The sequence below is a fragment of the Dactylosporangium sp. NBC_01737 genome (genome assembly GCF_035963215.1).
Classification (GTDB): Bacteria; Actinomycetota; Actinomycetes; order Mycobacteriales; family Micromonosporaceae; genus Dactylosporangium.
In genome coordinates, this window is record NZ_CP109153.1 from 8314621 (window position 1) to 8337573 (window position 22953).

The window sequence follows — 22953 nt, forward strand, 5'->3', positions numbered from 1 at the left end:
GCCGCCCGGCATGCCCGGGCGGCGGCTTCAGCTCGACGGCTCGTACGGCGTGGCGGTGAGCAGCCGGGCCAGGTGTGCGGCGTTCGCGGCGAGGGTCTTCGTCGCGGCGCCCGTGGTGTCCGGCGTCGGGCCGGCCTCGATGTAGTCGAGCTTCTGCATGGCCTCGCCGACCCAGTAGGTGCCGCCGGCGGCCGGGATCGTGAAGCCGACGTCGTTGAGGGCCTGGAACACCTCGGCGGTGACGTGGTGGGCGCCGTCCTCGTTGCCGACGACCGCGACGACGGCGACCTTGCCGTACGTCAGCAGCCGACCCTGCTCGTCGGTCTCGGACAGCTCGGCGTCGAGCCGTTCGAGGACCACCTTGCACACCGACGCCGGCTGGCCCATCCAGATCGGGGTGGCGACGACCAGGATGTGCGCGTCGAGGAGCTTGGCGCGGATCCGCGGCCACGCGTCGCCGTCGCCTTCGTCGGTCGACACGCCGAAGCGGACGTCGTGGTCGACGACCCGGACCACCTCGCCGTCCACGTCGTGGTCGGTGAGCGCGGCGAGCACCTCCCGGCCCAGCCGCTCGGAGCTGGACGGGACCGGGGACTTCTTCAGCGAACACACCAGCACGAGCGCCTTCAGGGTCGGCATACTCCGACGGGTACCCCGCCCGCGGGGCAGCAAATCATCCCGCGCCACGACGTCGACGGTGAGGTCGCCGTGGTGCCGGATGGTCGGGATCCGGTTCGGCGCACCCGCCGTCGGTGCTACCGGAGAGCGGTACTCGGTGCTACGGTATAGTGGTACTCGGTGGTACGAGGTACCGGAGCGGAGCGGTGATGGACGACCTGACAGAGATGCTGAAAGGCACCCTCGAGGGCTGCGTGCTGGAGATCATCGGCGGCGAGGAGACCTACGGCTACGCCATCACGCGCCGGCTGAACGAGCTCGGGTTCACCGACGTCATCGAGGGGACGGTGTACACCATCCTGCTGCGACTGGAGCGCAACGGACTCGTCCAGGTGACGAAGCGACCGTCCGAGGTCGGTCCGCCGCGCAAGTTCTACGCACTCAACGACGCCGGACGCGAGGAACTCGCGACGTTCTGGGCGAAATGGCAGTACGTCTCATCACGCATCGACAAGCTCAAGGAGGGCGGGAGATGAGCTTCTGGGAGACCATCACCGGCAGCGATCTCACGAGGGAATGGAAGGCGTTCGAGGCCCGCGCGGCCGTGTTGCCGGCCGACTACCGGGCGGCGTGGGAGCAGATCAAGGGCAACCTCTTCCCGTACGGGGACTTCACCGGTCGCAATCTCATGCCGATCCTCGACGCCGCCCTGGGGCTGCTCGAGCAGGCATCGGCGGACGGGCAGGACATCCACGAGGTGCTCGGCGACGACATCCCGGGCTTCTGCACGGCGCTGGCCGGCGGCGAGGGGGCCCGGACCTACCGCGACCGGTGGCGCGAGCAGTTGAACAGGAATGTCGCAAGGAAACTGGGCCGGCTAGGAGGCTGACGTGGGCATCCAGGACATCATCGAGGGCAAGAAGCAGTGGCGGGCGCACGTGGCTCGGGTCAAGGCGCTCCCGCCGGACTACCAGATCGTCTACAAGGAGATGCAGAAGTACCTGTTCAAGGTCGGGCCGATCGACCTGCCCGACGGCGGCCTGCTGCCCGGGATCGTCGACTTCTTCGAAGAGGGCGTCGCGGCCGGCAAGGGGGTGCTGGAACTCATCGGCAGCGACGTCGCCGCCTTCTGCGACGACCTGATCAAGGACTCCCGGACCTACGCGGACGTCTACCAGGAGTCCATCAGCGGCGAGAAGTAGCCGACGGGCTCAGCGCTCGATCACCCGCATCTGCTCGTCGGTGTGGTGGCCGCCCTCGGCCGGGGGCAGCGCGGTGAGCGTGGCGACCTGCTCGGGCGTGAGCGTGACGGCGTCCGCGGCGGCGTTCTCCTCCACGCGGCTCACCCGCTTGGTGCCGGGGATCGGGACGACGTCGTCGCCCTGTGCCAGCAGCCAGGCCAGCGCCACCTGCGCGGAGGTGGCGCCCACCTGATCCGCGATCGCCCCCACCTGGGCGGCGAGGCGCAGGTTGTGCTGGAGGTTCCCGCCGGTGAAGCGCGGGTTGTTCTTGCGGAAGTCGCTGTCGTCGAAGCGCTCGACGTCGGCCGGCGTGCGCAGGGCACCGGTGAGGAACCCCCGGCCGAGCGGTGAGTACGCGACCAGGCCGATGCCCAGCTCGCGCAGCACGGGCAGGATCTGCTCCTGGTCGCGCGTCCACAGCGAGTACTCCGACTGCAGGGCGGCGACCGGGTGCACGGCGTGCGCCCGGCGGATCGTGCCGGTCCAGGCCTCGGAGAGCCCGATGTGGCGGATCTTGCCCTCCTGCACCAGGCCGGCAAGCGCGCCGACGGTGTCCTCGATCGGGGTGCTGGGGTCGACGCGGTGCTGGTAGTACAGGTCGATGTGGTCGGTGCCGAGGCGTTTGAGCGAGCCCTCGACCGCGGTGCGGATGTTGCCGGGGCTGCTGTCCAGCCCCGCCGGGACACGGCCGTCGTGGGAGATCAGGCCGAACTTGGTCGCCAGCACCACCTGGTCGCGGCGGCCCCGCAGCGCCTTGCCGACGAGCTCCTCGTTGACGTAGGGGCCGTAGACCTCCGCGGTGTCGATCAGCGTGACACCCAGCTCGATGGCCCGGTGGATGGTGCGGATCGACTCCGTGTCGTCGCTGCCGGCGCCGCTGTAGCCGTGCGACATCCCCATCGCGCCGAGTCCGATGCGGGAGACCTGCAGGTCGCCGAGTTTCGCGGTACGCATGTCCGCCATTCTCCGCGATGCGCGCCGGTCTGGTCGACTTCGGGACCGCCGAGCAGGATCTGACCGTCCGGGTCGGCCCTCCGTACGGACCGTTGACTACGGTACGTCGAACATCGTTGCCCTTCTGCGGTGGCCCGAAGGCAGGACGAGGCCGCTGTTGTTCGACGGCACGCCGCTGCTGCCGTCGGCCGTCTGGGCGGACGACACGGGCCGGCTGCTGACCGGCCGCGACGCGCAGCGATCCGCCCGGCACGATCCGGCGCGCTACGAACCCAACCCGAAGCGGCGCATCGACGACCTCGAGGTGCTGCTGGGCGACACGGCGTACCCGGTGCAGCAGCTCGTGGCCGCCTCCCTCGGCCGGGTGATGCGCGAGGCGCGGCAGGCGGCCGGCGGGCCGATCGGGCACGTCACGATCACCCATCCCGTGGCCTGGGGCCCGGCCCGGGCCGGGCGGTGCTGGCCGGAGCGGCCGCCGACGCCGGCATCGACGCGCCGCGGTTCGTCGCCGAGCCCGTCGCGGCCGCCGCCTTCCTCGCCGGACTGGCGGGTCAGCAGGTGCGACCCGGGCAGTGCGTGCTGGTGTACGACCTGGCCGCCGGCATGTTCGACGCCACCGTGGTGCGCCGTACCGAGGCCGGCTCGTGGTGTGCGAGGGCGCGCTGACCGGCGGCGACGTCCCGCGCGACCCAACCGGCCGGTGCGTCCGTGCCGCCCGCCCGACCGGTCGCGGAGCCGCAACCTCCCGCGAGCCGCAGCCTTCCCGCGAGCCGGCACCGCAGCTTCGCGCGAGCCGGTACCGCAGACGGTGGTGGCTGCCGAACGGCCGCGACCGGCGCAGCGCGCCGACGAGGGGCCGCGCCGCGCCTGGCTGCTGCCCGCCGCGAATGCCGCCCTGGTCGTGCTGCTCGCCGTCGTCATCACCTCCGTCGTCGACGTGCACTTCGACGACGACGGCTTCTCCCTGCCGTGGTGGCTCACGCCACTCGTCGCCGGCCAACTCGTCGTCGCCGCCGAACCCGTGCGCAGGCTGGCCGGCGTCTGGGTCTGGCTCCTGGTGGTCGTGCTCCTGGGGGCCGGACTCGTCACACCCGCCGAGGACGACATCAACTCGCTGACGATGCTGCTGAGCGCCGCGCTGCTTGCCGGTGCCGCGGTGTTCGTCCGGCCCGGGCGCCCGGTGGGCCGCCGCGGCATGAACTGGGTGTTCGGCGTCGGCACGGCAGTCTCGCTGATCCCGATGTCGGTGCTGGCGGTGATGTCCCGAGGGGGCGGCGGCCCCGGGCCGGTGTTTGCCGCCCTGGTGCCGACCATGCTCGGCATCGCGGCGGGGCTCGCCCTGGTCCGCCTCGTCGAGACCCGCCGGAACGCCGCCCTGGCCCGCACGGCGTGAACGCCCGCACCTTTCGCTGACGTGTGTCAGCTACGACCGAACCAGCGGCGGCGTGGAGGAGCCGGCGCCGGCCTGTTCCGGATGCGCTCAAGCACCCGGCCCAGGTCGGCGAGCGTCCTGATGTCGTCCTGCGAGCCGTCGGCGTCGACCCAGATGTGGGTCCCTGCCATCGTGGGCATCACGGTCTGGGGCGCATGCCGGTACCTGATCCGCATAGATGTGCCCTCGCACACGAACCGGGCCGTCAGCTGGGGCGGGTGGTACGCGGCGGCGCCTTGTGCATCGCTGTACGGGACTTCGTCCTCGAATACCGGCTCGTCGACCGAATCGATCGTCACGCCGAGCCGACCGGCCCAGGCCGTGAGCTCCGCGTGCATCCGGGTCGTGCCCCAGTCGATCAGCCCTGCCCGCCGGGAACCGGCCGCGGCCCGCCGTTCGGCGTCCTGCCGCTGAGCCGCCTGCCTCGCCCGTTCTTCGAGTCCCACTCCACACCTCTTCACGAAGCGGTCGCCACCGTGCGCAGTTCGATTCGAACACACGGTCAGCACGGAGCAATCCCCCTGGACGGTCGATGTCTGTGGCCTTCACGGCTGCCGGGCGATAAACGCCACCTACGTGGTGCCACCGCTGTAACCCCGGCGCGCCTCGCCCGGCTTCACCTCTGGCGTCCTGCGAGCGGTGAACGCCGCGCTCAGGCACCCGAACGCGAGCAGGGCCGCGACGGTGCGGACGGCATGGGCGAGCTGCCAGCGGTCGCGCACGCTCGCCCAGTCCGGCGGGGGCGACTGCACGCTCCAGGTCAGCTGATCGGTGTTGATCGGGACGTTGAACACGAGCGTCGTCGCGACGACGCTCAGCAGCAGGACGAAGGCGAGCACCGGCCAGCGCACGCGCTGCCGGTTGCGGGCCGCGGACGCGACGAGGACGGCCGCGGCGATCAGGGCCGGGATGAGGGTGGCGGAGGCGAGGCCGTCCAGGCGGTCGAGCTCGACGTGCCGGACCTGGGTGTACACCGAGGCATCGGCGCTTCGCAGCGTCGACTCGATGACGAGGACCGTGACGAGGAACCCTGTGAAGAGTCCGCCGAAGAGCAGACTCACGAAGCGGGCGATGGTGACGGTCATGTCGGCTCCTGTGCGTCAGCTGGCGATGCCGATGACCTGTTTGACCGTCTCGGGTTGGTCGAGCACGCGGAGCATGTGGTGGGCGACGTCGGCGCGCGGGACGGAGAAGCCGCCGCGGATGTTCTGTCCGTACGCCGTGCGGTACACGCCGGTCATTGGCTTGTCGGTCAGCTTCGGCGGTCGTGAGACGGTCCAGTCCAGGCCGCTGTCGCCGAGGATGTCCTCCATCAGCGCAAGGTCGGCGTAGTGCGCGTGGAACATGGCGTGCGCGAACCGGGCGCCCAGGTGCCGCATGAAGAACCCGTCGCCGGGATCGTGCTTCGGCGGGTTCGGGCGGCCGGGTGACGGCACGGTGCCGACCGGCGCGGCGCTGACCACGACGACGCGCCGGACGTGGCCGGCCTGCATGGCCGCCACGATCGCGCGGGTGCCCCGCGAGGTGATGCCCGCGTCGGATCTCGGGTTGCGCGGTCCGAGCCCGGACAGCACGGCGTCGGCGCCGGTGACCGCGGCCGCGAGCGCCGCCGGGTCCGGGTGCGCGAGGTCGGCGGTGACGACCCGCGCGCCCGCCGGCAGGTTCCTGGGGTTGCGGGCCACGGCGGTGACGTCGTGACCCGCGGCGAGCGCCTGTTCGACCAGGTGCCTGCCGATGCCGCCGGTCGCGGCGAAGATGACGAGTCTCATGCACAACTCCTGTCGGTTCACATCTCGTACGATATGAGAACCATACTAAATGAGTTCGAGACTCGGACAATATGAGTTACATAACATGTGTGCCTTGGGAGCGCGCCGTGACCGCAATGGCGTCCGGTCACGCCGGGGGTGCGTAGGGCGGCGGGGCAAGACCGTCGGCCAGAAGCTGCCGCGCCTCGGCGCGCACCCGCCGGTTGAATCTGCGAGACATGTCGCCGCAACATGCTATCGCTTGCGATGGCGGGCGCAGTACCTCGCGGGAGCAGGGCACCGCCCCCGCTGTGTCAGCGCGACGGCGGGGCGGTGCTGGCGCGGACGACGAGCTGGGTGGCCAGCTCGACCCGGGCCGGCTCGACCGTCTCGCCGAGGGCCATCTGCAGCACCATCCGCGCCGCCGTGGCGCCCATCTCGGCGAAGGGCTGCCGGACGGTGGTCATCGGCGGGCCGCACCACCGGGTCACCTCGATGTCGTCGAAGCCGACGACGCTGAGCTGGTCGGGGATGCGCACGCCGAGCCGGCGGGCTGCCTCGTAGACGCCGAGGGCCTGCAGGTCGTCGCCGCACACGATCGCGGTCGGCGGGTCGGGCAGTTCGAGCAGCTGCCCGCCCAGCTCGATCCCGTCGTCGAAGGTGAACCTGCCGTGCCGCACGAGCGCCGGGTCCAGCGGCAGACCGGCGGCCCCGAGCGCGCCCCGGCAGGCCTCGAGCCGGGCGCGTGCGCACAGGTAGTCCATCGGGCCGGTGATCACGCCGATCCGCCGGTGGCCGAGGTCGAGCAGGTGGCGGGTCGCGGCGATCCCGCCGCTCCAGTTGGTCGCGCCGACCGACGGGATCGAGTGGGTCGGTTCGCCGGTCGGGTCGATGACCACCATGGGGATGCCGCTGGCGGTGAGCTGCTCGTACTGCCGGGCACGGAACGCGGAGTTCACGGCGATGACACCGGTGGGCCGCCGGGACAGCAGCCGGTCGGCCGTGCGGCGACCCGCCGCCACGGGGCCCTGCAGGTCGGTGAAGCCGACGGCGAGGCCCCGGTCCCGCGCGGCCTGCTCGACCCCCCGCAGGATCTCCATCGCCAGGTGGCTTTCCAGGCCGTAGAAGGCGACCTCGATGCTGGGGGAGACGGTTGCCGCGTCGGTACGCCGGTAGCCGTGCTCGCGCAGGAGCGCCTCGACCTTGTCGCGGGTATCGACGGCGATGCCGGGCCGACCGTTCAGAACTTTCGAGACCGTCGGCGGGGAGACGCCGGCAAGCTGGGCTATGGTCGCGACGGTGACCTCACCGCGGCGTCGCCGGCCGCTCGTAGCCTGAGACTTCGCGGAATCCATGCGGCACAGTGTAGGCGGCCTTCAGTCCGCGACGGGGCGCAGCGGGTGGCGGCGGGCAGCATCGACGCGTCGCGGCGTTGACGGCGGGCGGTGCCGACCATAGATTACGCGGTGCCCATGGAATAGTTCCGAAACTTTCCGTCTCGGTCACTGCTCCGAGGTCGTCGTCCGCATGCGTGGGGGAGAGCTCATGACCGTGCCCGAGCTGGCCGACGTCCACGCGGCCTGGCTGCCGCCGGAGGCGTTCCAGGCCGTCGGCGAGCGGCACACCCTCGTGTGCGGTGACGGGCCGCTCGTCCGCACGGCACTCGCCGAGGTGGCGCAGGCGTGCCGCCGGCACGGCGGCACCGTCCGGCACCTGCCGGCATCGATGGGCGACGACCCGCCCGCCGGCGACGACCCGCCCACCGGCGCCGACGGGTCGTTCGACCTCGTGCTCGCGGTGTCCCGCACCGGGCGGCCAGACCACGACGGCTTCGAACTGGCGCGCGCGGCGGGTGTCACGCGCGTGGTGGCGGACGGCCCCGCCGGTCTGCTGTACGGGCTGTTCCACGTCGTGCGCCTCGGTGCGGCGGCGTTCGGCGCCGACCGCCCGGCCGAGCAGCACCGGCCGGCGATGCGCCGGCGCATGGTCAACCACTGGGACAACGTCGCCGCCCACCCGGTCATGGGCCAGGTCGAGCGCGGCTACTCCGGCGGCTCGATCTTCTGGCGTGACGGCGCCCTGCGCACCGACCTGACCAGGGTAACCGCGTACGCGCGGCTGCTCGCCTCCTGCGGGATCAACGCGGTGTCGGTGAACAACGTGAACGTGCACGCGACCGAGGCGCTGCTGCTGACCGACCGGCTGGAGGACGTGGCCGCGATCGCGGCGCTCTTCCGCCCGTACGGCATCCGCGTGCACCTGTCGGTCAGTTTCGCCGCGCCGGTGACGCTCGGCGGGCTGAACACCGCCGACCCGTTGGACGCACGGGTGCGGGCCTGGTGGGCGCGGACCACCGCCCGGGTGTACGGGACGATTCCGGACTTCGGCGGCTACGTCGTGAAGGCCGACTCGGAAGGCCAGCCCGGCCCGTTCGCATACGGCCGCAGCCACGCCGACGGGGCGAACGTGCTCGCCGACGCGCTCGCCCCGTTCGGTGGCGTGGTGGACTGGCGCGCCTTCGTCTACAACCACCGGCAGGACTGGCGCGACCGGAGCACCGACAGGGCCCGCGCGGCGTACGACCACTTCGCCCCGCTCGACGGCGAGTTCCGCGACAACGTGCACCTGCAGGTGAAGCACGGCCCGATCGACTTCCAGACCCGCGAACCGGTGTCGCCGGTGTTCGCCGCGATGCCCGCCACCCGCGTCGCCGTGGAGCTCCAGGTGACGCAGGAGTACACCGGGCAGCAGCGGCACGTGTGCTACCTGGCGCCGATGTGGAGCGGCGTGCTCGGATTCGAGCCGTGGCGCGACGGCCGGTCCGTCGCCGGCATCGCCGCCGCCGGCGGCGGGCTGGTGGCCGTGTCCAACGTCGGTGACGACCGGTTCTGGACCGGGCACCCCCTCGCCCAGGCGAACCTGTACGCGTTCGGCCGGCTGGCCTGGTCGCCGCGGCTGGACGCGGCCACGATCCTGGACGAGTGGATCGACCTGACCTTCACGCCGTCGGCCACCGGCGAGCCCGACCTGCTGCGCCGCACGCTGCACGCGCTGATGGACGACTCCTGGCAGACCTACGAGCGATACACCGCGCCGCTCGGGATCGGCTTCATGGTCCGGCCCGGGGACCACTACGGCCCGGACGTCGACGGCTACGAGTACTCGCCGTGGGGCACGTACCACTTCGCCGACCGCGACGGCGTCGGCGTCGACCGCACCCGGGCGTCGGGCACCGGGTTCGCCGGCCAGTACCCGCCGGCGTGGGCGGCGGTGTACGAGTCGCTCGAGGACTGCCCCGACGAGCTGCTGCTGTTCTTCCACCACGTGCCCTACGGCCACGTGCTGCACAGCGGCGTCACGGTCATCCAGCACATCTACGACACCCACTTCGCGGGAGTCGAGGCGGTGACCGGGGCGCGGCGCCTGTGGGAGCGGCTGCCCGCCGGGCTGGTCGACCTGGCGCTGCACGCCCGGGTCGGCGACCGGCTCGACGAGCAGCTGCGCTGCGCCCGGGAATGGCGCGACCAGATCAACACGTACTTCTTTCGAAAGTCGGGCGTCCCGGACGCGCGCGGCCGCCGCATCTTCTGACGCCCCGCCGGCGCTGGAAACATTTCCTTGATATCGCCGATCGCTTCTGCAATCCTCGGAACCTGATAGCCCACTGTCGATGCGCACACCGCCGCCCCGTGGCCGCCCGGTCTGCTTGCCCCGGCAGGGTCGGCCGACGGAAGGGGGCACGGTGGGCCGGGTGACGAGTCGTGTCCTTGTGCCGTTCCAGGGGGAGGGGGCAGGCGCCGGCGAGCTGACGTGGGCGCAGCTGATGATCTGGCAGACGATGCAGGAGTCGGGCCGCAGCATGAACATCGGCGGCACCGTGGCGCTGCCGGCGGGCACGCCGGTGGAGGCGATGGTGCGGACGCTGCGGTTCCTGGTGAGCAGGCACCCGGCGCTGCGGACCCGGCTGCGGTTCGATCCCGGCGGGCCGCCCACGCAGGTGGTGTCCGGCGCGGGCGAGGCCGTGTTCGAGATCGTCGACGTCGATGACGGCGGCGACACCGGCGGCGCGGCGGAGGAACTGCGCGACCGGTACGCGACCGTGCCGTTCGACTACGCGGTCGAGTGGCCGATCCGGATGGGCGCGATCCGGTGCGGCGAGGCGCTGAGCCACGTCGTGGTGATGTACTGCCACCTCGCGGTGGACGGCTTCGGCATCGATCAGATCGTGCGCGACCTGGCCCATCTGGACCCCGTCACCGGCGAGGCCACCGCACCCGCCACCGGGCTGGCACCGCTGGCGCTGTCCGCCCGGCAGCACACTCCCGCCGGACTGCGGCAGAGCCAGAAATCGCTGCGGTACTGGGAGCAGCAGCTGCGGTCGGTGCCGGCGCAACGGTTCGGCGCCTCGGACGACCCGCGCGCACCACGGTTCTGGGAGCTCACGGTCCGATCGCCGGCCATGCACCTGGCCATGCAGTCCGTCGCGCACCGCACCGGCGCCGGGGTCGGCTACGTCGTGCTGGCCGCCTACGCGGTTGCCCTCGCGCGGGTCACGGGCGGCAGCGCCGTCGCGACCCAGCTGGTGGTGAGCAACCGGTTCCGGCCGGGCTGCGCGGACTCGGTCAGCATGCTGGTGCAGAACGGCATCTGCGTGATCGACGTGGCGGACACCGGCTTCGACGACCTGGTCGGCCGCGCGTGGACCGCGGCCACCAACGCGTACCTGCACGGTTACTACGATCCGTCGGCGCTCACCGGGATGCTGGCCCGTGTCCGCGAGGAGCGCGCCGAGATCGACATCTCATGCCTGGTCAACGACCGGCGGGCCGGCACCGCGTCCGCACCGCCGGCCCCGCCCCCCGCCGGGCAGGTGCGGGCCGCGGTGCCGCTCACCACCAGCTGGTGGAGCCGCAAGCTCGACACGTTGTCCTATACGCTCATCGTCAATGTCGATGCGGCACCTGACGCGGTCGACGTCGCGATCCTCGCCGACACGCACCGCATCGCACCGGCGGGCATCGAGGCGTTCGCGCGGGAGATGGAGACGGTCCTCGTCGACGCCGCCGGTGCACGGCAGGTGCCCGGTGCAGCGGAACCGGCGCGGAGGTGACGATGGACGCGGGATACCGGGTGCTGAGCGATGCCGACGTCGAGCACTTCCTGACGCACGGATACGTCGTCATCCGCGGCTGTTTCAGCCGGGACGCCGCGGAGGAATACACCCGCACGATGTGGACCCGGCTCGGTTACGACCCGCAGGACCGGTCGACCTGGGCCGAGCCGTCGGTGCACATGCCCGGCCGTCGTGAGATCGACGTGGCCGCTTTCGCGCCGCGCGCCTGGGACGCGGTCTGCGACCTCGTCGGCGGGCCGGAGCGGATCTCGGCCGATCGGCCGTACCGCTGGAACGACGGCTTCATCGTCAACCTCGGTGAAGGCGCCGACCGTCCCTGGGCGGACGCGTCCCCCGGCGCGCCGGGCTGGCACAAGGACGGCGACTTCTTCCGGCACTTCCTGGACTCGCCCGAGCAGGGCCTGCTGACGCTTGTGCTGTGGTCGGACGTGCGGCACCAGGGCGGAGCCACGTTCGTGGCGGCCGACTCGGTGGGCCCGGTGGCCAGGTTCCTGGCCGCGCACCCCGAGGGTGTGTACCCGGGCGGTGTTCCCGGCCCGCCCGGCGTCGCCGAGTTCGACTACCCGGCGCTGACGGCCGGGTGCACCGAGTTCGTCGAGGCCACCGGCACCGTCGGCGACGTGTACCTGCTGCACCCCTTCATCCTGCACGCCAAGGCGCAGAACGTGCTGCGCGCCGTCCGGGTCATCACCAACCCGCCGGTGACCCTGGCCGAGCCGATGCGGTTCGACCGGACCGGTCCCGACCGGCACTCCCTGGTCGAGCAGGCGGTGCTGCGCGCGCTCGGCACGCGGCGCGCGCCGTTCACCGCGACCGCGCCGCGCGAGGCGCTCGTCCCGCCGCGCGTGCTGCGCCAGCGGCAGATGCTGGCCGAGGAGGAGGCCAGGCTGACGGCCCCGGGCGTCACCGGTGCGGCTGGGCCTCCAACAGGGCGTTGAGCCACCGCAGCTGGCGCCCGACGTGGACCGCGTCGCCGCCGTCGTGGTGGTTGAACGGGTAGGCGTGCATCGTGCTGTGCGGGCGGGCCGCCCGGCCGTTGGCCGCGCCGTACTGGTTGTAGGCGGCGAACGCGGTGCTCGGCGGGCACACCGTGTCGCGCAGGCCCACCCCGAAGTGCGCGGGCGCCGACGCCCGGCGGGCGAACGTGACACCGTCCACGTAGGACAGTGTCCGGCGCACCGCGTCCTCGGCGTCGCGGTGGACGGCCAGATAGTTCACGATCTCGCCGTAGGGCGCGGCGTCGGTGAGCTCGATGGCCCGCTGGACGTGGCACAGGAACGGGGCGGTCGTCAGCAGCGCGGCGAGATCGGGCACGAGGCCGGCCACCGCGATCGCGATCCCGCCGCCCTGGCTGTTGCCCGCTGCGACGACGCGGGCCGGGTCGACCCCGGGCAGTTCCCGGACCGCGTGGACGGCCCGCACGCCGTCGGTGATGAGCCGCCGGTAGTAGTAGTCCCCGGGCGACAGGATGCCCCGGGTCGCGGGCCACTGGCCGCCGGCCGGTCCGCCGGCGCCGCCGTGCGGGTCGGCCGTGTCGCCGCCGGTGCCGTACTGGTCGCCCTGCCCTCGGGTGTCCATCAGCAGATGCGCGTAGCCGGCCGCCGCCCAGGTCAGACGCTCGTGCGGCTGTCCACGGCCGCGGCCGTAGCCGAGGAACTCCACGACCGCTGGCAGCGGGGTGCGCACCCCGGCGGGGCGGGTGAACCAGGCCCGGACCGGGTCGCCGGCGAAACCGGCGAAGGTGACGTCCCACGTGTCGACGAGGCGCAGCCCGGTCCGCTCCGGCCGCACGTCGACGATCGGCGGGGCGGCGCCGGCCGAGTCGAGGGTCGAGCTCCAGAACGCGTCGAAGTCGGGTGGCTCCCGCACCTCGGGCGCGTATCGCTGGAGCTGGTCGAGCGGCAGGTCGAAGAGCGGCATGCGTCCTCATGGGTCGGCGGCGTGGCTCGTGGGTCTGCCCGGGGACGATCGCAGAATCTTTCGGGAACCGCAAGGCAACGTTTACACCTCCGGTCGACGCTGACGCTCAGTCGCTGGTCCGCCCCGACTGCCGTCGCGACAGGCATGTGTCGACGGCGCTCCCCGAAACAGGTTTCGGAATCTCGACGCCGCGCCGGGCGGCCCGGCCCGCCGCACGGGCCAAGGCATCGAGATCTTGGCGTGCGCGGCTGAAACGTTCCGCGTACGGACCGCAGGTGGGGATCATCGTGGCCGAGTTCTCGGTGCCCACCAGCGTACTTGGCGCTTAGATCGACGTCACTGCCGCCGGATGCCTTGACACGCCAGGTTCCGGGACCTAAATTTCGGCACACGTTCCGACATCTTTCTGAAATGTTTCCGCCAGCTCGCCACGCGACGAGTGGCGCTCTCCAGGATTTCGTTGAGGGGTGGCATGGGTGACATGACCCGCCAGGTGCCGGTGGGCGCGAGCGCCACACCGGACACGGCGGATGCGCCGGGCCCGCCGGCCGCGCCGGCAGCGGCCCGCCTGGTGCCCCGCCGCCGGACCTGGCGGCAGGCGCTGCGCCGGGACTGGCAGCTGTACTCCCTGGCGCTCGCGCCGCTGCTGTTCTTCGTGGTCTTCCGGTACCTGCCGATGGCCGGCAACGTGATCGCCTTCCGGCGTTTCCAGCCCGGCGGCAGCATCTTCGGCGAGACGTGGGTCGGCCTGCGCTACGTGCGGCTGTTCATCAGCGATCCCACGTTCTGGCAGGTGTTCGGCAACACGCTGCAGATCGGGGCGCTGACGCTGCTGTTCTGCTTCCCGCTGCCGATCGTGCTCGCGCTGCTGCTCAACGAGGTCCGGACCCGGTTCCTCAAACGGTTCGTCCAGTCGATCTCGTATCTGCCGCACTTCCTGTCCGTCGTGGTGGTCGCCGCGATCGTGTTCCAGGTGCTGTCCCTGGACGGGGTGGTCAACCAGGGGCTCAAGGCGGTCGGCCGCGACACCGTGCCGTTCCTGCAGGAGCCGGGCTGGTTCCCCACGATCTACGTGTCCTCCGAGATCTGGCAGACCGTCGGCTGGGGCACGATCCTGTACCTCGCCGCACTCACGACCATCGACGACAACCTGTACGAGGCGTCCCGCATCGACGGCGCCAGCCGGTGGCGCCAGACCTGGCACGTGACGCTGCCCGGCATTCGCCCGACGATGATGACCCTGCTGATCCTCAACGTCGGCACGTTCATGGCGGTCGGGTTCGAGAAGGTCCTGCTGCTGTACAACCCGCTGACCTACCCGACCGGCGACGTCATCTCCACGTACCTGTACCGCGTCGGCGTGGTCAGCGGCAGCTTCAGCTACGCCGCGGCGATCGGGCTGTTCGAGTCCCTGATCGGCCTGACGCTGGTGCTGTCGGCCAACTTCATCTCCCGCCGCACGGTGGGGACGAGCCTGTGGTGAGGCTGCGGCGCACGCGCGGGGAACGGGTGTTCCAGGCCGTCAACGGCGTCATCCTCACCGGTGTCGTCGTGCTGACGCTGGTCCCGTTCATCAACATCCTGGCCCGGTCGTTCAGTGGCGAGCACCAGATCCGCTCCGGTCAGGTGAACCTGCTGCCCCGCGGGTTCAACCTGACGACCTACAAGGTCGTGCTGAGCGACTCGATGTTCTGGACCAACTACCGCAACACCGTGCTGTACACCGTGGTCGCCACCGCCATCTCGATGATCCTGACCATCTGCTACGCCTACGTGCTGTCCAAGAAGGACCTGCGGGGACGCGGCGCGCTCGTCGGGATCGCGGTCTTCACCATGTTCTTCACCGGCGGCCTCATCCCCAACTACGTCCTGGTCAGCGGTCTGGGCCTGCGCAACAGCATCTGGGCGATCGTGCTGCCCAACGCCATCAACGTGTTCAACCTGCTGGTGATGAAGGCGTTCTTCGAGAGCCTGCCGATCGAGCTGGAGGAGGCCGCCTCCGTCGACGGCCTGAGCACCTACGGCATCCTGCTGAAGATCGTGCTGCCGCTGTCCAAGGCGATGATCGCCACGATGATCCTGTTCTACGCGGTCTCCTTCTGGAACTCCTGGTTCCCCGCCTTCCTCTACCTGGACCGCGCGGAACTGTTCCCGGTCACGGTCTACCTGCGCAACCTGATCGCCGGCGCCACCGGCGGCGCCGACCAGAGCGCGGCCAGCGACACCGCACTGCAGATCGGGGCCAACATCCAGGCGGTGACGATCGTGCTCACCGTGCTGCCCATCGTCCTGGTCTACCCGTTCATCCAGCGCTACTTCGTCCGCGGCGTGATGCTCGGCGCCGTCAAGGGCTGACCCCACAACCTCGGCAACGACACCCCACACCCCTTGCATCGAAGACGTCCCATCGAAAGGGAGTCCCATGTACCAGCTCTCCAGGCGCCAGCTGCTGGCCGGCTTCGGTGCCGCCGCGGCCGCGACGGCGCTCGCCGCCTGCGGCGGTGACGACGAAGACAAGGCCGACGACCTGTCGGCGAACAAGGACGGCGCCATGGAAAAGTACGGCGTCGGCGACCAGTTCAAGGCCACCACGGCACTGAGCTTCCCCATCATGCTGCTGAGCAACGCGTCCTACCCGTACAAGGCGGACTGGCTGTTCTGGTCCGAGCTCACCAAGCGGACCAACGTCAAGCTCGAGCCGGTCGTCGTGCCGGGCAGCGACTACAACCAGAAGCGCAGCGTCATGATCAGCGGCGGCGAGGCGCCGCTGATCATCCCGAAGACCTACCACCCCGACGAGGAGGCCTACATCGCCGGCGGCGCGATCCTGCCGGTCAGCGACTACCTCGACCTGATGCCCAACCTCAAGGACCAGATCGCCAAGTGGAACCTGAAGAACGACCTCGACGCCTACCGGCAGGCGGACGGCAAGTTCTACCTGCTGCCGGGCGTGCATGAGGACCTCTGGCTGGACTACTCCCTCGCCGTGCGCACGGACATCCTGCAGCAGCTCAATCTCCAGCCGCCGCAGACGTGGGACGACCTGACCAACGTGCTGCGGGCGATGAAGAGGGCCTACCCCGACATCTATCCGATGTCCGACCGGTGGAACAACCCGACCCCCGGCGGCTGCCTGTTGGGGCACCTCAGTTCGGCATACGGCATCCTGGCCGGCTGGGACTACCAGAACGCCACCTGGGACGCCGACGCCGGCAAGTTCGTGCTCACCGGCAGCATGGACAAGTTCAAGCAGATGCTGCAGTACCTCAACACGCTCATCACCGAGAAGCTGCTGGACCCGGAGACGTTCACCCAGCAGGATGACGCCGCGCGGCAGAAGTTCGCGTCCGGCAAGTCGTTCGTCATGAGCTGCAACGCCCAGACGCTCGTCAACGAGTGCCGCAAGGACATCGCGAAGATCCCGGGCGCCACGGTGGTGAAGATCCCGCGCCTGACCGGCCCGCTGGGCAACGTGAAGCAGGCCACCAGCCGGCTGGAGAGCGGCGTCATGATCTCGAGGAAGGCCCGCGACAGCAAGAACTTCGTGGCCATGATGCAGTTCATCGACTGGCTGTTCTACTCCGAGGCCGGCAAGATGTTCGCCAAGTGGGGCGTCGAAGGCGTCACCTACACCGGCAACCTCGACACCGGCATCAAGCTCGCCCCCGACGTCAACTGGGCCGGCCTCAATCCGTCGGGCACCAAGAACCTCCAGGTCGAGTACGGCTTCCTCAACGGCGTGTTCGCCTACGGCGGCAGCACGAAGATGCTCAACTCGCAGTTCTCCGCCGAGGAGCTGAAGTTCCAGGAAGTGATGAACGCCCGCAAGACGCTGCCGCTGCCGCCGGCGCACCCCCTCAACGCCGACGAGCGTGAACAGGCCACGCTGTGGGAGACCGCGCTCAAGGACCACGTCACCCAGCAGTCGCTCAAGTTCATCCTGGGCCAGCGGCCGTTCAGCGACTGGGACGCCTACGTCGCCGAGCTCAAGGGCAAGAACATGACGCAGTACATCGACCTGGTCAACAAGGCGTACGAACGCTTCAAGAAGAACAACGGCTGACCTGCCTTGACCATCATCGTTGCCGAACATCCCTCCGGCCGGCTCAGTGACGCCTGGCGCCACTGCGTCGGCACCGGCCGGTTCGAACTGGCCTTGCGCCGCGACTACCAGGACTCCCTCGCGCTGGTGCAGCGGGAGATCGGGTTCCGGCACATCCGCGGCCACGGGCTGCTCAGCGACGGGGTCGGCATCTACCAGCCCTACGAGTACCAGGGTTCGCGGCACGTCCGGCACGCGTTCACGTACGTGGACCAGGTGATCGACGCGTACCTCGAACTCGGCATCAGGCCCTTCGTGGAGCTGGGCTTCATGCCGTCCGGTCTCGCCTCCGGCGACCAGACGGTGTTCTGGTGGGGCGGCAACGTCACCCCGCCGCGGTCCTGGTCCGAATGGGCCGGCCTGGTCCGGGCAACGGTGGCGCACCTCGTCGACCGCTACGGCGTCGACGAGGTGCGCGGCTGGCCGATCGAGGTGTGGAACGAGCCCAACCTCAAGGAGTTCTGGGCCGGCGCCGACCGCGACGCCTACCACCGCCTCTACGAGGTGACCGCCCGGACCGTCAAGGAGGTCGACGCCGGGCTGCAGGTCGGCGGGCCGGCCATCTCGCCCGGCGCCGACGAGTGGATGACGCGGTTCGCCGAGTTCGTCACCGACCGCTCGGTGCCCGTCGACTTCGTCAGCCGGCACGCGTACTCCACCGGGCCCGCGCAGCACGTGCCGTTCGGCGTACACCAGACCCTGGAGCCGGCGGACACCCTGCTGCAGCAGTTCGGCCGGCCCCGGGAGCAGCTGCGCGGCAGCGCGCTGGCGGACCTGCCGGTGCACATCACCGAGTTCAACTCCTCCTACCGGCCCGACAACCCCATCCACGACACGGCCTTCCACGCCGCCTACCTGGCGCCGGTCGTGGCGGGCGGCGGGGACCTGGCCGAGTCGTTCGCCTACTGGACCTTCAGCGACATGTTCGAGGAGGCCGGGGTGCCGACGGCACTCTTCCACGGCGGATTCGGCCTGCTCACCCATCGCCAGCTCAAGAAGCCGACCTACCACCTGTACGCGTTCATGGCGCGCATGGGCGACCAGGTCCTCGGGCGCGGGCCGGACCACCTGGTCACCCGCGACGCCGCCGGCCGTGTCACCGTCCTGGCGTGGGCGCCGGTCGACGTCACCGACCTCACCGCCTCGCCCGAGCGGCACGCCCTGCGGCTGTCGGTGCCGCTGCGGTCCGCGGGGACGGCCGCGGTGCTGCGCTCGTCGGTGCACGAGGAGGCCGGCAACGCCTGGGCCGCCTGGTGCGACATGGGCCGCCCGCCGTCGCCCCGGCCCCGGCAGCTCGACGCGCTGCGCGAGCTCGCGGAACCGGCCCGCAGCCACCGCCGCCTGCCGGTCGTCGACGGGCGCGTCGACGTGGACATCACCCTCGCCCGGCACGAGCTGACCCTCCTGGAGCTCTCGCCCATGACCGACGAGACGCCCCCGTGGTGGGACGAGCGCCGGCTGCTCGGCCTCGGGGACGCGACATGAACGTCACGGCGCTGTCCCGCGCCACCGGGCTGATCTACAACCTGCTCGTGGTGGAGCTGCTGCTCCTGCTCACCACGGTCCCCACGCTGGCCGCGATCACCCTGCTCGACCACGACGTCAGCAACGTCCCGCTCGTCGCGGTGTGCGCGATACCGCTCGGCCCGGCCGTCTCCGCCGCGCTCTACGCGCTGCGGCACGGCGACGACGAACCCGCCACGGCCTTCTGGCGCGGGTACCGCGGCAACGCGCTGCCGGTGCTGAAGCTGTGGCTGCCGCTGCTGGCCTGGCTGACGATCCTCGCCGTGAACCTCGCCAACTTCTCCTCGGCGGGTGTCCCGGGCTGGTGGGGTGTGCTCCTGGCCGCCGTCGCCGTGGCCGTGACCCTGTGGGCCGTCAACGCGCTCGTGATCACCTCGCTGTTCACGTTCCGGACCGTCGACGCGGCCCGGCTGGCGCTGCACTTCCTGCCCCGCGGCGCGACACTCGCCAACGCCGGCGTCCTCATCGCCGCGGGCGGGGTGACGCTGCTCGCCTCGGAGGCGGTCACGGCGCTGCTCGGCTCGCTGCTGGCCGGCGCGCTGCTGTGGAACAGCCGCGCGATGACCGCCGCGATCCGGGACCGGTTCACCGCGTGAACGAGCGGATGGCCGCGTTCAGGGCACGCCTCGGCGGGTTCGCGTTCGGCGGGGACTACAACCCCGAGCAGTGGGACCGGCGGGTGTGGGACGAGGACGTCGCGCTGATGCGGCGGGCCGGGGTCAACCTGGTCACGCTCGGCGTGTTCGCGTGGGCGTCGCTGGAGCCGGAGCCCGGCCGCTTCACGTTCGAGTGGCTCGACGAGGCGATGGATCTGCTGCACGCCAACGGGATCAGCGTCGACCTCGCCACGCCGACCGCGGCACCGCCGGTGTGGCTGTCGCACGGGCACCCGGAGGTGCTGCCGGTGATGGCCGACGGGGAGACGTTCGGCTTCGGCAACCGGCTGCACTTCGATCCGGTGTCGCCGCGGTACCGGCACCACGCCGCGCAGATCACCGGGGCGCTCGCGCAGCGGTACTCGCACCATCCCGCGCTCGCGATGTGGCACATCGGCAACGAGTACGGCCCCACCGCCTACACGCCGCAGAGCGCGGTCGCCTTCCGGGACTGGCTGCGGCGGCGCTACGGCGACCTTTCGGCCCTGAACGACGCGTGGTACACCCGGTTCTGGGGCCAGCGCTACACCGCCTGGGAGCAGATCGACCCGCCGGCCGTGCCCCGGACCTGGTCGAACCCGGCCCGGCGCCTGGACTTCAAGCGGTTCGTCTCCGACGCGCTGCTGGAGTGCTTCGTGCTCGAACGGGACATCGTGCGCTCGTACCGCGACGACATCCCGGTCGTCACGAACTTCATGCGCTTCTACCAGCACGCCGACTACTGGAAATGGGCCCGGGCGGAGGACGCCGTGGCGCTGGACATCTACCCGGACCCCGGCGACGACGACGCGCACGTCGCCGCCGCGCTCAACTTCGACCTGATGCGCTCGCTGCGCGGCGAGTCGTGGCTGCTCATGGAGCAGGCGGCGAGCGCCGTGTCACAGTGGCGGGTCAACAACGTCAAACGCCCCGGCCGCATGCGCCTCGGCTCCTATCAGGCGATCGCGCACGGCGCCGACAGCGTGCTGTTCTTCCAGTGGCGCGCCAGCAGGGGCGGCCACGAACGCTTCCACTCCGCGATGCTGCCGCACTCCGGCACCGCCTCGCGCACGTGGTCCGAGGTCGAGGCGCTGGGCAACGAACTGCCCCTGCTCGGCGCCGCGGCCGGGACCTCCGGCACGGCGCACGTCGCGCTGCTGTTCGACTGGGACGCCTGGTGGGGCCTGGAGCTCACGTACGGCCTGCCGCGCAACGACTTCGACTACACCCGGCTCGCGACGGAGCACTACCGGCCGCTGCTGCAGGCGCAGTACGCGGTCGACCTGGTCTCCTTCGACTCGTCGCTCGCCGCCTACACGGTCGTGGTGGTGCCCAACGCGTACCTCGTCAGCGACCGCTGCGCCGAGGCCCTCGCACGGTTCGTCGAGGACGGCGGGACGCTGGTCTGCTCGTACTTCTCCGGCGTCGTGGACCCGGCCAACCAGGTACGCCAGCCGGCCTACCCGGGCGCGTTCCGCCGGCTCATCGGCGCCTACATCGACGAGTACTGGCCGGCCCGCGGCGACGAGACCTTCGAGCTGACGTTCGCCGACGGGACGGTCGCGGCGAGCGACTGGTGGCAGGAGAGCATCCATCCCGAGACCGCGACGGTCCTCGCCAGGTACACCGGTGGTTTCCTGGCCGGCCGGCCCGCGATCCTGGACCACCGCCTCGGCGCGGGGCGCGTCGTGTACCTCGGCACCCGCCTGGAGCAGACCGCGCTGCGCGACACGCTGCTCGGCGCGGTGCGGGACGCCGGGGTCGCGCCGGTCGTCGACGGTGCGCCGGCACACGTGGAGGCGGTCCGGCGTGGGGAGTTCCTGTTCCTGCTCAACCACTCCGACAGCGACGCCGCCGAGGTGCGGGTCCCGGCCGGGGTCGACCTGCTGACGGGGGAGCGGGTCGGCGGGTCCGCCGTCCTGGCACCCCTCGCCGTCCGGGTGATCGAGGAGATCCGGTGAGCACCCGGACGGGCAAAGGATTGGACGGGACGGTGCCCGGGCTTGTAGCGTGCTGTCGACCGTGACACGGCCTGAGGAGGTGAGACCCATGAACGTTGCAGCGATGTGGGTGCTCCCCCTTCCGGTCACGGCCGGGCGATTGACGTAGGTGTCGCCGGGAGCGCCTCGCCATGAAGGCCCTCCCGAAAGGCACCACCTGTGTTTGACGTGATCATTGCCGGATGCGGGCCGGCCGGCGCGATGCTGGCCGCCGAACTGCGGCTGCACGACGTGCGGGTCCTCGTCCTGGAGAAGGACACCGAGCCCGCGTCGTTCGTCCGCATCGTCGGGCTGCACGCCCGCAGCATCGAGCTGCTGGCGATGCGCGGACTGCTGGAGCGCGTGCTCCCGCACGGCAGGCGGCGCCCGGCCGCCGGCTTCTTCGCCGCCATCCCCAAGCCCGTGCCCGAGGGCCTGGACACCGCGCACGCCTATCTGCTGGGCATCCCGCACCCGGTCATCGTGCAGCTGCTCGAAGCGCATGCGATCGAACTGGGCGCGCAGGTCCGGCGCGGCAGCGCCCTGGCCGGGTTCGAGCAGGACGACGACGGTGTGACCGTCGAGCTGGCCGGCGGGGAGCGGCTGCGTGCGCGCTACCTCGTCGGCTGCGACGGCGGGCGCAGCACGGTCCGCAAACTCCTCGGCGTCGGCTTCCCCGGCGAGCCCGCACGGACCGAGACCCTGATGGGCGAGATGGCAGCGAGCGCCCCGCCGGAGGAGATCGCCGCCAAGGTGACCGAGCTCAGCAGGACCATCAGGCCCTTCTGGCTGCGGCCCGCGCGCGCCGGGCTCTACAGCGTCGTGGTCCCCGCCGAAGGCGTCACCGACCGCGCGGAACCGCCCACCCTCGAGGACTTCCAGCACCGGTTGCGCGCCGTCGCCGGCACCGACTTCGGCGTGCACTCCCCGCGCTGGCTGTCCCGCTTCGGCGACGCCACCCGCCTCGCCGAACGGTACCGGGTCGGGCGGGTGCTGCTCGCCGGCGACGCGGCACACATCCATCCACCCACCGGCGGGCAGGGCCTCAACCTGGGCGTCCAGGACGCGTTCAACCTCGGCTGGAAACTCGCCGCACAGCTGCGCGGCTGGGCGCCGGACACGCTGCTGGACACCTACCAGGCCGAGCGCCGCCCGGTCGCCGAGGACGTGCTGGACAACACCCGCGCCCAGATGGAACTCTCCTCCACCGAACCCGGCCCGCAGGCCGTGCGCAGGCTGCTCACCGAACTGATGGACTTCAACGAGGTCAACCGCTACCTGATCGAGAAGATCACCGCGATCGACGTCCGCTACGACTTCGGCGAAGGCCCCGACCTGCTGGGCCGCCGCCTGCGTGACATCGACGTGCGACAGGGCAACCTGTACGGCCTCCTGCACCGCGGCCGCGGCCTGCTGCTGGACCGCACCGGACGCCTCACCGCCGGTGGCTGGTCCGACCGGGTCGATCACCTCGCCGATCCCACCGCGGCACTGGACGCTCCGTGCGTCCTGCTGCGCCCCGACGGCCACGTCGCCTGGATCGGCGACGACCAGCAGGACCTGGAGGACCACCTGTCCCGCTGGTTCGGCAGGCCGGTCATGAGCTGAGACCGGTCGGCCTGCACCCGACGCCGGCATGGCAGCAGATGGCCATGCCGGCCGGTCC

22 protein-coding genes are annotated in these 22953 nt (G+C 71.2%); 15 read left to right on the forward strand and 7 right to left on the reverse strand.

The genetic code is table 11. From position 1 onward, the window contains the following. Positions 1-27: 27 nt before the first annotated feature. Positions 28-639 carry a flavodoxin family protein gene (locus OHA72_RS37605; protein ID WP_327000821.1) on the reverse strand — a complete coding sequence of 204 codons (612 nt, stop codon included), beginning with the start codon at positions 637-639 and terminating at the stop codon, positions 28-30. A 188-nt stretch (positions 640-827) separates the two neighbouring features. Here OHA72_RS37605 and OHA72_RS37610 point away from each other — a divergent pair, with 188 nt between their 5' ends. Genes OHA72_RS37610 through OHA72_RS37620 form a run of 3 tightly spaced genes read left to right on the forward strand, consistent with a single transcriptional unit; the run spans position 828 to position 1820 of the window. Then, positions 828-1154 (forward strand): PadR family transcriptional regulator, encoded by a 327-nt coding sequence (locus OHA72_RS37610; protein WP_327000822.1) that lies wholly within the window; start codon positions 828-830, stop codon positions 1152-1154. Then, positions 1151-1507: a DUF1048 domain-containing protein gene (locus tag OHA72_RS37615; protein WP_327000823.1), complete on the forward strand. Its 357-nt coding sequence runs from the start codon at positions 1151-1153 to the stop codon at positions 1505-1507. The genes OHA72_RS37610 and OHA72_RS37615 overlap by 4 nt, the downstream gene beginning before the upstream one ends. A 1-nt stretch (position 1508) precedes the next feature. Further along, positions 1509-1820, forward strand: coding sequence for a DUF1048 domain-containing protein (locus OHA72_RS37620; RefSeq protein WP_327000824.1), 312 nt, complete (start codon positions 1509-1511; stop codon positions 1818-1820). Between the two features lie 9 nt (positions 1821-1829). Here the strand turns inward: OHA72_RS37620 and OHA72_RS37625 are convergent, their stop codons facing one another. Further along, positions 1830-2813: an aldo/keto reductase gene (locus OHA72_RS37625; RefSeq protein ID WP_327000825.1), complete on the reverse strand. Its 984-nt coding sequence runs from the start codon at positions 2811-2813 to the stop codon at positions 1830-1832. A gap of 456 nt (positions 2814-3269) precedes the next feature. Here OHA72_RS37625 and OHA72_RS37630 point away from each other — a divergent pair, with 456 nt between their 5' ends. Both OHA72_RS37630 and OHA72_RS37635 read left to right on the forward strand, forming a co-directional pair. Further along, positions 3270-3479 carry an Hsp70 family protein gene (locus tag OHA72_RS37630; protein ID WP_327000826.1) on the forward strand — a complete coding sequence of 70 codons (210 nt, stop codon included), beginning with the start codon at positions 3270-3272 and terminating at the stop codon, positions 3477-3479. A gap of 145 nt (positions 3480-3624) precedes the next feature. Next, positions 3625-4206, forward strand: coding sequence for a hypothetical protein (locus OHA72_RS37635; protein WP_327000827.1), 582 nt, complete (start codon positions 3625-3627; stop codon positions 4204-4206). A 26-nt stretch (positions 4207-4232) separates the two neighbouring features. On the opposite strand, the gene OHA72_RS37640 is transcribed toward OHA72_RS37635, so the two are convergent. The 4 genes from OHA72_RS37640 to OHA72_RS37655 all read right to left on the reverse strand — a co-directional run bounded on the left by OHA72_RS37640 (position 4233) and on the right by OHA72_RS37655 (position 7348). Next, on the reverse strand, positions 4233-4691 hold the full coding sequence (locus tag OHA72_RS37640) for a hypothetical protein (RefSeq protein WP_327000828.1): 459 nt from the start codon (positions 4689-4691) through the stop codon (positions 4233-4235). Positions 4692-4817: 126 nt separating this feature from the next. Beyond that, positions 4818-5330, reverse strand: a complete 513-nt coding sequence (locus OHA72_RS37645; protein WP_327000829.1) for an anthrone oxygenase family protein — start codon at positions 5328-5330, stop codon at positions 4818-4820. 15 nt (positions 5331-5345) lie between these two features. Then, entirely contained in the window at positions 5346-6014 is a 669-nt protein-coding gene (locus tag OHA72_RS37650) for an NAD(P)-dependent oxidoreductase (RefSeq protein ID WP_327000830.1), read from the reverse strand. Between the two features lie 293 nt (positions 6015-6307). Then, positions 6308-7348: a LacI family DNA-binding transcriptional regulator gene (locus tag OHA72_RS37655; protein ID WP_327000831.1), complete on the reverse strand. Its 1041-nt coding sequence runs from the start codon at positions 7346-7348 to the stop codon at positions 6308-6310. Between the two features lie 190 nt (positions 7349-7538). On the opposite strand from OHA72_RS37655, the gene OHA72_RS37660 reads away from it, so the two are divergent. The 3 genes from OHA72_RS37660 (at position 7539) to OHA72_RS37670 (ending at position 12065) form a co-directional block, all read left to right on the forward strand. Beyond that, entirely contained in the window at positions 7539-9584 is a 2046-nt protein-coding gene (locus OHA72_RS37660; protein WP_327000832.1) for an alpha-glucuronidase, read from the forward strand. A gap of 160 nt (positions 9585-9744) precedes the next feature. Continuing rightward, positions 9745-11103: a condensation domain-containing protein gene (locus OHA72_RS37665; protein ID WP_327000833.1), complete on the forward strand. Its 1359-nt coding sequence runs from the start codon at positions 9745-9747 to the stop codon at positions 11101-11103. A 2-nt stretch (positions 11104-11105) separates the two neighbouring features. Next, positions 11106-12065 (forward strand): phytanoyl-CoA dioxygenase family protein, encoded by a 960-nt coding sequence (locus OHA72_RS37670; RefSeq protein WP_327000834.1) that lies wholly within the window; start codon positions 11106-11108, stop codon positions 12063-12065. Here OHA72_RS37670 and OHA72_RS37675 read toward each other — a convergent pair. Then, on the reverse strand, positions 12031-13047 hold the full coding sequence (locus tag OHA72_RS37675) for an acetylxylan esterase (protein WP_327000835.1): 1017 nt from the start codon (positions 13045-13047) through the stop codon (positions 12031-12033). The genes OHA72_RS37670 and OHA72_RS37675 overlap by 35 nt on opposite strands. Before the next feature lie 481 nt (positions 13048-13528). Between OHA72_RS37675 and OHA72_RS37680 the strand changes: the two genes are divergently transcribed. The 7 genes from OHA72_RS37680 (at position 13529) to rox (ending at position 22895) form a co-directional block, all read left to right on the forward strand. Continuing rightward, a complete protein-coding gene (locus OHA72_RS37680; RefSeq protein WP_327000836.1) occupies positions 13529-14530 on the forward strand; it encodes an ABC transporter permease in 1002 nt (333 codons plus the stop codon). Beyond that, the gene (locus tag OHA72_RS37685) at positions 14527-15402 is read left to right on the forward strand and encodes a carbohydrate ABC transporter permease (protein ID WP_327000837.1); all 876 of its coding nucleotides are present in this window, start codon (positions 14527-14529) and stop codon (positions 15400-15402) included. Before OHA72_RS37680 ends, OHA72_RS37685 begins: the two co-directional genes overlap by 4 nt. 67 nt (positions 15403-15469) lie before the next feature. Then, a complete protein-coding gene (locus OHA72_RS37690; RefSeq protein ID WP_327000838.1) occupies positions 15470-17110 on the forward strand; it encodes an ABC transporter substrate-binding protein in 1641 nt (546 codons plus the stop codon). Positions 17111-17116: 6 nt separating this feature from the next. After that, positions 17117-18634 (forward strand): GH39 family glycosyl hydrolase, encoded by a 1518-nt coding sequence (locus OHA72_RS37695; protein ID WP_327000839.1) that lies wholly within the window; start codon positions 17117-17119, stop codon positions 18632-18634. Continuing rightward, the gene (locus tag OHA72_RS37700; RefSeq protein ID WP_327000840.1) at positions 18631-19269 is read left to right on the forward strand and encodes a hypothetical protein; all 639 of its coding nucleotides are present in this window, start codon (positions 18631-18633) and stop codon (positions 19267-19269) included. The genes OHA72_RS37695 and OHA72_RS37700 overlap by 4 nt, the downstream gene beginning before the upstream one ends. Then, the gene (locus tag OHA72_RS37705) at positions 19266-21269 is read left to right on the forward strand and encodes a beta-galactosidase (RefSeq protein ID WP_327000841.1); all 2004 of its coding nucleotides are present in this window, start codon (positions 19266-19268) and stop codon (positions 21267-21269) included. Before OHA72_RS37700 ends, OHA72_RS37705 begins: the two co-directional genes overlap by 4 nt. Before the next feature lie 198 nt (positions 21270-21467). After that, a complete protein-coding gene (rox, locus tag OHA72_RS37710) occupies positions 21468-22895 on the forward strand; it encodes a rifampin monooxygenase (protein ID WP_327000842.1) in 1428 nt (475 codons plus the stop codon). Positions 22896-22953: the final 58 nt, after the last annotated feature.

Excerpts from the sequence above, each read along its gene's own strand:
- OHA72_RS37605 (WP_327000821.1), bottom strand. The coding sequence starts at position 639 with ATGCCGACCCTGAAGGCGCTCGTGCTGGTGTGTTCGCTGAAGAAGTCC.
- OHA72_RS37610 (WP_327000822.1), top strand. The coding sequence starts at position 828 with ATGGACGACCTGACAGAGATGCTGAAAGGCACCCTCGAGGGCTGCGTG.
- OHA72_RS37615 (WP_327000823.1), top strand. The coding sequence starts at position 1,151 with ATGAGCTTCTGGGAGACCATCACCGGCAGCGATCTCACGAGGGAATGG.
- OHA72_RS37625 (WP_327000825.1), bottom strand. The coding sequence starts at position 2,813 with ATGCGTACCGCGAAACTCGGCGACCTGCAGGTCTCCCGCATCGGACTC.
- OHA72_RS37645 (WP_327000829.1), bottom strand. The coding sequence starts at position 5,330 with ATGACCGTCACCATCGCCCGCTTCGTGAGTCTGCTCTTCGGCGGACTC.
- OHA72_RS37650 (WP_327000830.1), bottom strand. The coding sequence starts at position 6,014 with ATGAGACTCGTCATCTTCGCCGCGACCGGCGGCATCGGCAGGCACCTG.
- OHA72_RS37655 (WP_327000831.1), bottom strand. The coding sequence starts at position 7,348 with ATGGATTCCGCGAAGTCTCAGGCTACGAGCGGCCGGCGACGCCGCGGT.
- OHA72_RS37660 (WP_327000832.1), top strand. The coding sequence starts at position 7,539 with ATGACCGTGCCCGAGCTGGCCGACGTCCACGCGGCCTGGCTGCCGCCG.
- OHA72_RS37670 (WP_327000834.1), top strand. The coding sequence starts at position 11,106 with ATGGACGCGGGATACCGGGTGCTGAGCGATGCCGACGTCGAGCACTTC.
- OHA72_RS37675 (WP_327000835.1), bottom strand. The coding sequence starts at position 13,047 with ATGCCGCTCTTCGACCTGCCGCTCGACCAGCTCCAGCGATACGCGCCC.
- OHA72_RS37680 (WP_327000836.1), top strand. The coding sequence starts at position 13,529 with ATGACCCGCCAGGTGCCGGTGGGCGCGAGCGCCACACCGGACACGGCG.
- OHA72_RS37690 (WP_327000838.1), top strand. The coding sequence starts at position 15,470 with ATGTACCAGCTCTCCAGGCGCCAGCTGCTGGCCGGCTTCGGTGCCGCC.
- OHA72_RS37700 (WP_327000840.1), top strand. The coding sequence starts at position 18,631 with ATGAACGTCACGGCGCTGTCCCGCGCCACCGGGCTGATCTACAACCTG.